The organism is Aquimarina aquimarini (assembly GCF_900299535.1).
GTDB classification, from domain to species: Bacteria; Bacteroidota; Bacteroidia; order Flavobacteriales; family Flavobacteriaceae; genus Aquimarina; species Aquimarina aquimarini.
The window spans coordinates 48,926-62,626 of sequence record NZ_OMKE01000057.1; the positions used below are offsets into that span (position 1 = coordinate 48,926).

A 13,701-nucleotide genomic window follows, 5' to 3' on the forward strand; every position below is an offset into this window, starting at 1 on the left:
TTTATTCAATTATCGTTACACACAACAAAAGAACTTACTAATGGAAAAAACAGTACAACATAACCATAACGAACACACCTTTATTTATTCTCTTTCGATTTTTTTTGAAAGAGCTTCATACTATGGTTTTCGTTCTTTACTTGTCCTTTACATGATTGGGGAAACTATAAAAATGCCTAGAGAAGAAGCTTTTAAAATTTATGGTTGGTTTACCATCTGTTTTGTGCTTTCAAAAATCATAGGGGCCATAGTAGGTGATCTAATTATAGGTAATAAAAAAGCATGGGTTCTAGGAGGTATTATTCAAGCTATCGGTATATTCTCTTTATGTATTCCCAACATTACTGGTATATATATTGGTTTAGCCGTCATAGTTATAGGTAATGGCCTATTTTCTCCAAATATGACTTCACAATACGGGAAACTTTATCTAAATAAAACTAAACTCCTAGATTCTGCTTTCGCTATATTTTATTTAATGATTAATCTAGGTTCTTTTATAGGTGTAGCTATCATAAGTTATATTGGTGAAAAATATAATATGAGTTTAGGACTTATACTAGCAGGCATATTTGCAGTGATATCAATTATATTTCCTTTATTGGTAAAACAACCAAATGCTCAAAAACTTGATCAAAAAATTACATCGACTAATCAGAACGTTATAAATATTTTAAAAATCATCACTGTCTCTATCTTAGTTGCTATATTTTGGACATTGTATGAAGTTTCTAGTGTTAAAATATTTGATATCCAAATACAATTAAAAGAATTTTCTCTTTATCAAGCAATACCTGCTAGTATTTGGTCTTCATTAAACTTTATCTTTATAATTCCTATCACTATAATCGTTATTTTTATTTGGCTCTATTTCTATAAAAGTCAATTTTTAAAACTTGCAATCGGGTTTATCTCTGGCACAATTGCTTTTGCTATCCTTCTTCTAATTCCTGATACGGTATCAGAGACTACTCTTATTCTATATCTAACCTCTTTATTATTCTTAAATATATCAGAAATCCATATTGCCCCTATACTCTATTCAATACTTATTAAATATTCAAACCCTAAATATTTAGCAATAATAATTAGTATAGCATTTGTTCCTATTAAACTATTTTCACTTATCATAACTCCCTTTAATGAATATCTAAATAGTAATTCATCATTTACTCTAATATTGACTATGGTGGTTATGTTTTTAATTAGTATTAGTTTAGTAATAGCTATTCTAATCTCTAAAAACATGTCTAAAAAAGAAGCTGTTACATCCACAATAAAATAACAAAGAGATACAAATAGAAATCGGAACAGCATTGAGTACTGTTCCGATTAAAGGGAAAACAAAAAAATAAGGAAAATTTAGATTGCTCAAGAAATACTTATCTTGAGAATGGTGTAAATATACAGTGTCTTAGTACTTTCTAGGATACGGTTTTTCCGCATTTTTTTGGTTTTTTTGCAAAAAAAGGGCATTTTATTGAAAGGATATCCTTACAAATGAAAGAAAAGGGCACTTTTACCTACTTTTCAAGGTATTACAAACTTTTTTTTGCAACTCAACCTAAGATTAAAAAGTGTTATTTTCTTCCCTTTTTTCTGTTTAAAAACAAGAACTAACCTAATATTGTTTTTACTTTTGTTTTTAATTCAGGGATAACTTCTTTTTTGTACCATTCGTTTTTTGCTTGCCAAATATTATTTCTTGGTGAAGGATGTGGTAACACAAAAAAATCTGGTAGATATTCTTCATAATTCCTTACCGTATCTGTCAATGTTCTTTTTAATCGATCACCTAAGTAATACTCTTGTGCATACCTACCGATAAGTAAAATAAGTGCTACATCATCTAGTTTGTCTAATATTTTTTTATGCCATAAGGGTGCGCATGTTTTTGTAGGAGGTAAATCTCCTGATTTTCCTTTTCCTGGATAGCAAAACCCCATAGGAATAAGTGCTATTTTTTGAGGGTTATAAAAAGTTTGCATATCAACCCCCATCCATTCTCTCAGGTTTTTTCCACTTTTATCATCCCAAGGTACACCAGATGCATGTACAATACTTCCTGGAGCTTGCCCAATAATTACAACCTTACTCAATGAATGCGCAGAGACTATTGGTCTTGGTCCAAATTCTAACTGAGCAGCGCATTCATTACATTTTGAAATTAAAGACAGTAATTTTTTCATAAGATAGAGTGTAAACTGATTTATAAAATATAAAATAAATACAACATAACTATACTATTTATCACACTTGATCTATTTATATATAAAAACACCTTGATCTATATATGATCAAGGTGTTTTTAAAAAGAAAACTATAATAAGTTATTCTCTTGTACGATATAATAAATTATTTTTTATTTGGTAGCTACTTTTTTCTTATCCTTTTTATAATGCACCTTATTTCTCCAATAAGACACTGCTCCTAAAACTGCCCAAAACAATATAAAGTAATATCCTTCTGTAGGGGTAACAGCTCTATCTCCACTAGCATACGAATGTAAACCTTTTAGGTAAAAATTCACTCCAAAATATGTCATCAGTATTGAGAGAACTGCAAAAACAGACATCAGATTAAAGAACCATCTACCTCGTAATCCAGGAATCAATCGCATATGAATAATAAAAGCATACACCATAATACTAATCAATGCCCAAGTTTCTTTAGGATCCCATCCCCAATAACGCCCCCAGCTTTCATTTGCCCACATTCCTCCCAGAAAATTACCAATAGTAAGCATTACTAAACCAATCGTAAGTGACATCTCATTAATAATTGTTATTTCTTTGATATTAAGATCCATTCGTTTCTTATTGGATTTGGTCGTTAAGATCATAAGCAAAAGAGATAAAACTCCTAAAATAGCTCCTACAAAAAATGGCCCATAACTACCTACAATAATAGACACATGTATCAATATCCAATATGAATCTAATACAGGTTGCAAATTAGCAATAGCAGGATCTGTCCAATTCTCATGGGCAAAAAACAAAATGATACATGCTACAAAGGTCGTTGCAGCTATTGTAAGGTTACTACGCTTACCAAAAGCAAAACCAATTGCCAAGGTCATCCAGGCAACATATATCATAGATTCATAAGCATCACTCCAAGGAGCATGCCCAGAAACATACCAACGTATAATTAACCCCGTAGTATGCATAATAAAAAGAAGTATTACAATACCAATAGTGATATTTATTAATCCTCTTATAATTTTTGAATCTTTAAAAATTCTGGCAATAACAAAAACCATTAATAAAAGCCCAACAACACCGTAATATTGATACAAAGTCCTGAAAATATCATATTTGTTTAATGCGATCTCGGCCTTGATTTTTTTATCTGTTGGCAATACTTCACTTCCAAACTTTTTTTGAAAACTCTTTATACTTTCAACATATGTATCTGGTTTGGTATAATCTTTTGTTTCTCTAGCTTCTCTCAAAGACTGGCGATAGATATGAATTATCTGTCTTGTATACACAGAATCCATCCCACTAAACTTATATTCATTCAGCTCAGGTACAGAAACCCATTTATTTCCTTCATCTCCTGGAACCGGAAAAACTCTAAGAATCCCTCCTCCTAATGCTTGATTAAGGATATAAAACTTTTCATGAGTTTTTAAAAAGTCTTTTTCAAATTGATTAGGTGTATTTGTCTTACTTGCAGCTTCCAGGTAAGGGTCAAGTTTATATGAGCCATCTGGCTCTACCAGGTCAATAAGAGATACTCTTCTCTCTTTTTTATGAACCCCTAATATTTTACGTATACTATCATTTTTTCTGTCAATTTCTATAATAGGTACACTATACCATATAATTGGGTTTTCTATCATAGATACAAATACCTGATCTGCAGTCAAACCGTTATAGGTATCTTTTTTACTTAATTTACGCAACAATTCTGACGAGAATGTATTTACTGGTTTCATTCGCCCTCGCTCATCTTGAATTACAATACTTCCAAATTTAGCAGCATGCTCTGCTGGCACTACATTTGCAAGAATAACAGAATCTAATTGAGTCTTGGTAGGTAACGCTTGCAAATGGTCTGTATGCTGCGTTTGATCCTGCCCATAAGAAAATGAAGAGATCAATATTCCTAAAAATATAGTCAGTGTTTTCTTTTTCTTTTTTACTTTACTCAACATCGCTTCCAGATCTTTAAATCGTGATCCTTTTACAAAAAGAATCAACATTAATCCTAAATACAGTAGCATATAACCAATATAAGTAATCCATGTTCCCCATTGATCATGATTTACAGATAATACAGTTCCTTTTTCATCAGGATCAAAAGAAGATTGAAAAAATCGATATCCTCTATGGTCTAATACATGATTCATATAAATATCATAAGGAATAGAAGAATTATCTTCTACAATTTCTACCTTACTCTTATAAGATTTATATCCTTTTTCTGTTCCTGGAAATTTTTCTGCTATAAAATCATTAAGCTTCAAACCAAATGGTAATTCTAATAACTTAGACCCATAATTGAAATACATATCCAACCCTCCTAGAGAGATCTTTATCATATCATTATTATAGCCCTTTCCTCCTAATAATTTTATCTCTTTGGTTTCACCATTGGTAGTCACATCTAATATCAAGGCGTCTTGCTGTCCTTTTCCTTTTACTTCTATAGGCACAACATCATATTTACCTGTAATTACAGGATCTGGTATTACAAATTGCATTCCTGCAGTTTGATACAATGATCGCAACATTAATGGTTGTAGACTATCTTTATGAACCACTCCTTCCATACGGTCTGCCATTCTCATAAAAGAGCCTTCAAAAGGAGATTCTATAAAGTAATCATCATTTTTATATGTAATATTGATTGCTCCTTTGGTTGGTTTATTAAACGCAATTAATATATTATGAATATTAGAAACTTCCCCTTCTTTAAGAAAATGATCATGACGATTCCCCTCTCCTGCCTCAACAATTTTGAGGTAGTTTTCGCCATCCTCTGATTCTATCAACCCCATCTCTGCTCCTTGAATAAAATCTTTATATACAATAGTCACAGGTTGTTTATTATAATCTGTATAAACAGTAAAATCATTATTTGCGGCTTCTGCCAATTCTAATTCTTCTGTAACAACACGGCGTCTAGGTTCTCCTTTGATTTCGCCATCTAAGAAAATCGACAAATATGTTTTTTGAGAAAGAATCGTAGTTGCTGTTTCTCCTTCTCTAATGGGCATTACTCCCTCATAACCAATATACCTAGTTACAAACGCTCCTATAATAATTAAGATAAAAGATAAATGCAACATCAATGTTGGCCATTTCTCTTTTTTGTATAATCTGAATCGTACTATATTACCACAAAAATTAATCACAAAAAACACCATTATGGTCTCAAACCACCATGTATTATATATCCAAATTCTAGCGGCAGTAGTACCATAAGCATCTTCAAGGAATGTTCCTAATCCCATAGAAAATGCAAAAACAATAAATAAAACAGCCATTAATCGTGTAGAGAACAAAATACTCGCGAGCTTATCCTGCATAGTAACCTTTCTTTTTTTGCTTGGCAAATTTACTACTTTTAAAAAAATAATATATCATGATCTCCTTTTGATTTTAAGGTTTTAACAGAAGTATAAGATAATGGCAAATTCATTGTATTTTGAAACTTATAATTCTACTACCTCTTTAGTATCATCAAGTCATTTTATGTAACTATAGCAAAGGATACACAGGTTTTCACAATTACAAAAAGTTATTCATTGCTTCTTATTTATAATGCTTTTAAATACTCTACCAAATCAAGTTGTTCTTCACTAGTTAACTCTAAATCAAAATAATCATTATAATGTGTTATTACTTCATTAAGTGTTGTAAATCTTCCGTCATGAAAAAAACCATTCCCATCTGATTTCACAAACAATCCTCGTAATGGAGGTGTTCTATATTTCTCTGTTGGAGACCTGTTTGCTTCAAAATCATCAATTCCTATTTCTTCGGGAGTATGTAATATATTATCTGCAAATATCGGAGCAGGATGACATGATACACAATCAGCTTTATCTTCAAATAGAATTTTACCACGAATTGCAGAAGCCTCATCATAACTCTCAGGGCTTGGCGTTGGAGCTAATAATGACAATTGATATTCTCGCAAGCTTTCTAATTTTGAATCTACCATATCTACAGGGACACTTACATCAAATAAACCTCTCTCTACAGCAAGTGGAAATTTCTCTGAATCATTCAATCGTTTATCAGAGAAATTTCCTTGCCCCCCCATTACTAGAACCCCAATAAACCTATTCCAATACGACACTTCACCCCAACCAGTATACGTTTCATGAGTAATTGCCTGTAATCCATATGCAGGAGGAATTACTAGTGTTGCTAATTCTCCATTAGGTTTTGTTACTTTTCCATCCATCAATAAAGTAGGAGCAAAACGTCCTGCTCCCCATGCATTTACGACACTATTAAAAGTTGCTACATCTACACTCAACAAATCTGCCAAAGGAGCATTTTTTACAAAACCTAGAATAGCACCAACATTAAGGTCTGTATTTGCCCAACCGTCTTTCCTTTTTCCTATTCCAGAAGTAAACGAATCATCAACTGTAGAATGGCATAATGCACAGGTGATTCCTACTGCTGTCAAATTTTGATTTTCATCAAAACTTCCTTTGACCCCTACTACTGCATCTAGGCTTAATAATGCCACTGTAGTCATTGGATCTTCTAAATCTATGCTACCATCAGAGATCCCATCTACTACAGCTTGTGGTAGTGCTTCTGCATCCACCTTTAATCCTATAGATAAAGCTGTTGATGGAGCCAATCCAGAACCAAACCCTCCATTTACTTCTCCCAAAATTGCTTTATCTAACTCCAATAAATCTGTCCATTGTGCTTCACTACCAAAAGTATCATGCCTAAACACTTCTTCTCCTTGTGCCACCAAATCAGGATTCAAACTTAATTCTACAGGAGATGGGATCATTAATTCTGTAGGTATCGGAATCAAATCATCACCCTTGCATTGAATAAAAATTGTGGCCACACAAACGAGCCCTAAAACAATTACCGTTTTTCTAAGTTTCATGATTTTATTATTTTATGAGTTATATAAAAAATTGTGATTTTATATCTATCAGGTTTATTATCCACCTTTAGTATATTTACCCCTTGTTATAAGTTTTAGATAAAAACGTTGCGAAAAGGTTACAAAATTTTACCTTTTCTTGATTGAGTATACTTTCATATTTGATTTTAAGACATATAACACAACCTCTTACTGCTATAGGAATCGTTTTAATTTTAAAATAGAAATGAAAGAATTGTATTATTCTGCTATTAATAGGAACTTCCTTATTTTTGCCGAATGATTAGAGTTATAATTATTGGTTCGGGTAATGTAGCCAAACATTTGTATATTGCTTTACATGATCAAAAATCTGTAGCGGTAATACAATGTTATAATCGCAAAGGAATATTATTACACCCTAATCAAAAAAAGGATACTGTAACTAAGGAATTAGACACCTTAAAAGATGCCGATATCTATATCTTGGCTGTGAGTGACAATGCAATTAAAGAAGTTTCTAACTCACTACCTATCAACAATAAACTTATAGTACACACCTCGGGTAGTGTTCCTATGAATATTTTGAAAGGAACTAATAAAAAAGGGGTATTCTATCCTTTACAAACATTTAGTAAAAACAAGATTGTAGATTTTAAAGCTATTCCTATTTGTATAGAAGCTGAATCCCCAAATGATAGTGAGTTACTGAAAAAACTAGCACTCACTCTTTCTAAAAAAGTATATGAGATATCCTCTGAACAACGTAATGTTTTACATGTCTCTGCTGTGTTTGTTAATAATTTTACCAATCATTTATTTTCGATAGCAAATGATATTTGTACAGATCATCAAATTCCTTTCGAAATTTTACACCCTTTGATTCTAGAAACAGCTCAAAAAGCAACAACAATATCTCCAGATATTGCACAAACTGGCCCTGCCATACGTGAGGATTCTACAACTATTCAAAGGCATTTAAAAACTATAAAAAACAACACTCAAAAAGATATATATCAAACCCTTACTAGGGCAATACAAAACAAACATGGAAAAAAGCTATAAAGAATACTTACAACACATTACTACATTTATTTTTGACGTAGATGGTGTACTTACAGACGGAACAGTAGTTATTAATACTGATGGTGAATTATTGAGAACAATGAATATCAAGGATGGATATGCACTTAAGGCTGCCGTAGAACAGGGATTTAATGTTTGTATTATTTCTGGAGGTAAGAACGAAGGTGTACGTCAACGATTAAAAGGATTAGGGATTACAGACATTTACCTTGGTGCTCATCATAAAGTAGAACAATTAAATGAATATCTAGACTCGCACGATATAAAAACCGAAAATGTATTGTATATGGGGGATGATATTCCAGATTTTCCTGTTATGAAAATGGTAGGGCTTCCAACTTGTCCTCAAGATGCAGTTGCAGAGATCAAAGAAATTTCTAAATATGTGTCTTTCAAAAAAGGAGGTAAAGGGTGTGTAAGAGATGTAATCGAACAAGTACTTAAAGTGCAAGAAAAATGGATTTCGAATTTTGATGCAAAAGCATAACCCTATTTTATATGGAAACTTTACACAATAATAAGCTCCTCTTTTTAATACTATCTCTTTTTATTTTTATGAATTGCAAAGGTCAAATTGATGAATCTACAGACGGTGGCAATACTTCGATCTCAAAAAGTATTGAAAACATGTCTGAAGAAGAAATAAAAAAGCTTTGCCATGATATCAATATAAAAACTACTCAAAGTAGGTCTGATAGTATTACGCGAGTAAAATTAGATTCGATTCGTTTCAAAAAATTTACCAATTTGACTTCTAGTCATTTAGAAACTGATTTAAAAAATGATAGTATTATCAATTACATTGCTACTGCAACCCCAATTGTAAATGATAGTGGAAGCCTTATACTCTCTCCATCAAACATCAGCTTTAGTCGATTTGATAAAATAAAGAAAATAAGCTGGGTTCATGAAGGGGATACTATTACTTTATCAGAAATAGGTCATATCTATACGATTGCTAATGATATGTTACTGGTGATGGATGTAAAGAAAAACAATATCCTTTTTTTTAACCCACAAGGTAAACAACTTACAACCGTATTAGAAGCTCCAATGCTAAAATCTCATAAAATGATTCATGGAATAAAATCTTTTGATAAAGAACGATATGTAGTTCGACCAGAAGGTACACCTATAGAAGATAATGAAGGTAACATTATAAATTATAAAACTCGAAAAGGTGATTTAGGAGTATTTAGTAGTGAAGAAATGATACTTAACGGTGTAAAATATTTAAGAGTCTGGATTTATGGCGGTAACAGTATAGAGGCTCAATTCTTAAACTTAGAAACACTAAAATGGGAAAACCAAGCTATGTGGATTGGTCTTATATAAGTACTCTTTGGTATTAAAACCAGTTTTATAGACATCTAACCCTATAAGAACCTGCTAATCATAAATATACTCAAACAAATTAATCTTTTTTTGAATTCATAACACTATGAAATTAGTATTTGCCACCAACAATAAAAATAAGCTAAAAGAAGTTCAAGCACTGGTTCCTTCTACCATCCAGATCATAAGCCTTAGTGATATTGGTTGTAATGAGGATATCCCCGAAACCTCTCCTACTATAGAAGGCAATGCTAAACAAAAAGCGCTATATATCAAAGAGCATTATGGTTATGATTGTTTTGCTGACGATACAGGGCTAGAAGTAGAAGCCCTAGATGGAGCTCCTGGAGTATATTCTGCCAGATATGCTGGTGAAGACAAAGATGCTCATGCTAACATGGATAAGCTCTTGAAAGAATTAGAAGGAAAACCATCTCGAAAAGCACAGTTTAAAACCGTAATTGCATTAACTACACATGGAGAACTCAAAAGTTTTACGGGTATTTGCAAAGGAACGATCACAGAGTCTAAAAAAGGAGAAAAAGGATTTGGTTACGACCCTGTTTTTCTACCTGATGGTTACAGTCAAACTTTTGCCGAACTTTTGCTATCAGAAAAAAATAAAATAGGGCATCGTGGTCAAGCTGTACAACAACTAATTGAACATTTAAGTTAATCTGCTCCAGGAAAAGCTAACATCTCTCCCATACCTACTGTAAACAGCCAATTACCATAAATAGCATGCTCTATAGAAACCAATAGAGTAGATTTTGTTTTTTGATATGTATACGCAAATAATATACCTCCTATAAAAGTTAGCAACTGCACCAAAAAACTTCTTAAAAAAAGATGTGCTAAAGAAAAAAGAACTGCATTTATAAAAATAAATAACCACTTATTACCTATTAACTTTTCATATCGTTTATAAAAAAAAGTTCTATATATAATCTCTTGGGGCCACACAGATAAAAAAGTATATATAAATAGAATAGCAACCCACATACCAGGTTTTTTTATCATCACAGAAAATAGTTTATCAGGAGCAACATAAAGAACATACCCACTAGTAATCAATAATATGATTGCAAGTTTTATAATAGTTTCTTTACAAAAAGGTTTCCAATATTTTTTAAAAGAAAAATTAATACTCAATAAACCTTTCCTCTTGAGAAAAATTAAAATATAAACAAAACCAAAAACTACAGGGATTACTTTAAAAAGAAAATGAATATTTAATAAAAAACTTAGTGGCAGTACAATAAAAAAAATAAATAACTCTACTCCCTTATAAAGATTTGTATGCATATTTACAGCCTTAAAATTATTCTAAATTTAAAACAATAAAAATAAACAGCTCAAAAACTATAATTATTTAAATAAAAAAAAGCCTCTGGGGTGAGAGGCTTGTTAAGTTTAGGGCGAAAACTAATTTTTGGGGTAAAAAAGTTTACTTTAGTTCAACATGGGGCTAATCAATATTTTAATATCTTTTTCCTATACATCAAAGGTATATTTTTACTACAAAAGGCTTACAAAATAATAATTAAAAAAAACCAATATTATCGACAAAATACGTTTTACTTAGATTAAAAGCTTATTTATTTGTATTTATTTATATTTTCGACAAAAAAAATCTATAAAACCAGATATAGGTTCTTGATTTAAAATATAATAAAAAAATCTAAAAAGTAGGAAATTTCCTTACCACATTTACCTTTATCTATTCACATATACAATTATTATTTCTTTATAACAATTTGTTCTTTTATCCAAATTAGTAATCTACTCAAAACTTCAATACTTCATAACAACAGCATAAACAAACAGTTCTAAATCAATTTTTTACAGCAAATTGAATTACCCATAAAAGTAAAAAGCCTCTGGGTATGAGGCTTATTAGGTGTAGGTTTAAATAACTCAATCGAATTATTTTTATTTAGGACAAAAAAAAGTTAAACCAATTAAATAAAAATCAATTTTTCCTTTACTTTATTTTGTACTTCAAAAGTAAAAATTTTGTTAAAAAATATTTCATTTGTAGTATTAACAAAATTAACATATTCGATTAAACACACAAATAAACGATTAAAAACATTTTATATTGTTCGCCTTATTTTGAATTTTCTTAAAGTCAACGCCAACGTTGCATAACTTTTATTAAAATCGTAACATTACATCCATAAAATTTCGAACTCAATACATGGAAAGCCAAAACATCACCCCGTCATCCCCAAAAGATGAAAATATCATAACAAATAAAGAATTAAGTATTTGGGAAGCATTACTTCCTATATTGATATTGGTAGGAATGTTGTTTTACAATGTCTTTTATGCATTTGGAGACGACGCATTAAGTGGTAGTAATCAGTTTATATTACTTCTTGGTGCTGCAGTAGCTGCTATTGTAGGCTTCTTTAATAAAGTATCCTATAAGCAAATGATGGAAGAGATTGCCAAAAATGTAAAATCTACTACAGGAGCTTTACTTATATTATTGATGGTAGGCTCTTTGGCTGGTACTTGGTTGATTAGCGGTATTATACCAACCATGATTTATTATGGTCTACAAATTCTAAATCCAACTATTTTTCTAGCTGCCTGCGTTATCATTTGTGCTATTATTTCTATTGCTACAGGAAGTTCATGGACCACCTCTGCTACTGTTGGTATTGCGCTTATAGGTATTGGGGATACTTTGGGTATTTCTCTAGGTATGACTGCTGGAGCAGTTATTTCTGGTGCATACTTTGGAGATAAAATGTCTCCCCTATCTGATACTACCAATCTAGCGCCTGCAATGGCAGGAGGAGATTTATTCTCTCATATAAAATATATGACTTATACTACGGTACCTACCATTATAATTACATTGATAGTTTTTATCATTATTGGTCTTACCATTGATACCTCTGGTACTCCTGAGATAAGTGGACAACTTAAAGCAATTGATGAAGCCTTTAATATCTCACCTTGGTTATTTATTGTTCCAGTATTGGTTATAGGCTTAATCATAAAAAAAACACCTCCTTTGATAGCATTATTAGCAGGAACACTACTAGGGGCTATTGCAGCAATTATAGCACAACCAACTATTATATTACAAATTGCTGGAAGTACCGAGTTTAATTTCAACTCTATATACATTGGTGTTATGAAAGCTATCACTGTAGATACTGCTGTTGAAACCAGTAGCACAGAGCTCAATGACCTCTTTTCTTCAGGAGGTATGGCAGGTATGTTAGGCACCATATGGCTTATTGTATGCGCAATGGTTTTTGGTGGCGTTATGGATGCCATTGGTGCGCTAGCTAGAATCAGCAAAGCATTATTAAGTTTATTTGATTCTGTATTCGGGCTTTTTGCAAGTACTGCACTAAGTTGTGTCATATTAAATGCTACAGCTTCTGATCAATACTTAGCAATTGTTGTACCTGGTAGAATGTATGCTAAAGCTTTTAAAGATAAAGGACTTGCTCCAGAAAACTTAAGTCGTACTCTAGAAGATACTGGTACAGTAACTTCTGTACTTATCCCATATAACACATGTGGAGCATATCAAAGTGGAGTTCTTGGTGTGCCAGTTGCAGATTATGCGATCTATGCAATCTTTAATTGGTTAAGTTTCTTTGTTACCCTATTCTTTGCTGCTTTTAGAATTAAAATAAAGCAATTAGCTCAAGATTAATTTATAGCATAATAGTGTCGATAAAATAACTCTAGGCTCTTATTTATTGATAAAAGCCTGAGGAAATTATGTTTTAAATAAAAACTTTTATTTGGTATCTAGAATAGGAATTGGTTTCTTATTATTACCTATAGCAACAAATTTAAAATGGCCTGAGACCGCAATCTCACGATCATGACTATACATCTCTTCTTTATAGATATCAACCTTTACCATACAACTCGTTCTACCTACTTTGGTAACTTTTGCTACCAACTCTATAATGGTACCTGCTGGAATTGGTTTTTCAAAATCAATCTTATCTGTAGATATGGTCACCATTTTTTTTCTACTAAAACGTGTCGCACATATAAAAGAAACCTCATCCATGAGCTGTAAGGCAGTCCCACCAAATAATGTTTCATAATGATTTGTAGTGTTAGGAAATACTGCTTTAAAAATCCTTGTTTCTGATTTTTTAATCAATTCTTCTATTATAACATCCATACCTATCGTAAAATATTTTTTTCTTAGTATTC

General features: G+C 31.6%; 11 protein-coding genes. 6 read left to right on the top strand and 5 right to left on the bottom strand.

Annotated elements, in window-relative coordinates; translation table 11 throughout:
* The first annotated feature begins 40 nt into the window (after positions 1–40).
* Positions 41–1,285, top strand: coding sequence for a POT-type proton-dependent oligopeptide transporter (locus DG508_RS19380; protein ID WP_108869821.1), 1,245 nt, complete (start codon positions 41–43; stop codon positions 1,283–1,285).
* 331 nt (positions 1,286–1,616) lie between these two features.
* On the opposite strand, the gene DG508_RS19385 is transcribed toward DG508_RS19380, so the two are convergent.
* The 3 genes from DG508_RS19385 to DG508_RS19395 form a co-directional block, all read right to left on the bottom strand.
* Entirely contained in the window at positions 1,617–2,189 is a 573-nt protein-coding gene (locus tag DG508_RS19385) for a uracil-DNA glycosylase family protein (protein WP_108869823.1), read from the bottom strand.
* Positions 2,190–2,362: 173 nt separating this feature from the next.
* Entirely contained in the window at positions 2,363–5,539 is a 3,177-nt protein-coding gene (locus DG508_RS19390; RefSeq protein WP_108869825.1) for a cytochrome c biogenesis protein, read from the bottom strand.
* Positions 5,540–5,769: 230 nt separating this feature from the next.
* Positions 5,770–7,098, bottom strand: a complete 1,329-nt coding sequence (locus DG508_RS19395; protein ID WP_108869827.1) for a hypothetical protein — start codon at positions 7,096–7,098, stop codon at positions 5,770–5,772.
* 279 nt (positions 7,099–7,377) lie between these two features.
* On the opposite strand from DG508_RS19395, the gene DG508_RS19400 reads away from it, so the two are divergent.
* The 4 genes from DG508_RS19400 (at position 7,378) to DG508_RS19415 (ending at position 10,174) form a co-directional block, all read left to right on the top strand.
* Positions 7,378–8,142 (top strand): Rossmann-like and DUF2520 domain-containing protein, encoded by a 765-nt coding sequence (locus tag DG508_RS19400; protein ID WP_108869829.1) that lies wholly within the window; start codon positions 7,378–7,380, stop codon positions 8,140–8,142.
* Complete coding sequence (locus DG508_RS19405; RefSeq protein ID WP_108869830.1) at positions 8,126–8,650, top strand: KdsC family phosphatase; 525 nt, start codon at positions 8,126–8,128, stop codon at positions 8,648–8,650. The genes DG508_RS19400 and DG508_RS19405 overlap by 17 nt, the downstream gene beginning before the upstream one ends.
* A gap of 11 nt (positions 8,651–8,661) precedes the next feature.
* The gene (locus DG508_RS19410) at positions 8,662–9,498 is read left to right on the top strand and encodes a hypothetical protein (protein ID WP_159090937.1); all 837 of its coding nucleotides are present in this window, start codon (positions 8,662–8,664) and stop codon (positions 9,496–9,498) included.
* Between the two features lie 106 nt (positions 9,499–9,604).
* Positions 9,605–10,174: a non-canonical purine NTP diphosphatase gene (locus DG508_RS19415; RefSeq protein WP_108869835.1), complete on the top strand. Its 570-nt coding sequence runs from the start codon at positions 9,605–9,607 to the stop codon at positions 10,172–10,174.
* Here the strand turns inward: DG508_RS19415 and DG508_RS19420 are convergent.
* Positions 10,171–10,803: a CPBP family intramembrane glutamic endopeptidase gene (locus DG508_RS19420; RefSeq protein WP_108869837.1), complete on the bottom strand. Its 633-nt coding sequence runs from the start codon at positions 10,801–10,803 to the stop codon at positions 10,171–10,173. The two genes, DG508_RS19415 and DG508_RS19420, sit on opposite strands and share 4 nt — an antisense overlap.
* A gap of 895 nt (positions 10,804–11,698) precedes the next feature.
* Here DG508_RS19420 and nhaC point away from each other — a divergent pair.
* Positions 11,699–13,183, top strand: coding sequence for a Na+/H+ antiporter NhaC (gene nhaC, locus DG508_RS19425; protein WP_108869839.1), 1,485 nt, complete (start codon positions 11,699–11,701; stop codon positions 13,181–13,183).
* 87 nt (positions 13,184–13,270) lie between these two features.
* On the opposite strand, the gene DG508_RS19430 is transcribed toward nhaC, so the two are convergent.
* On the bottom strand, positions 13,271–13,669 hold the full coding sequence (locus tag DG508_RS19430; RefSeq protein WP_108869841.1) for an acyl-CoA thioesterase: 399 nt from the start codon (positions 13,667–13,669) through the stop codon (positions 13,271–13,273).
* Positions 13,670–13,701 lie beyond the last annotated feature (32 nt).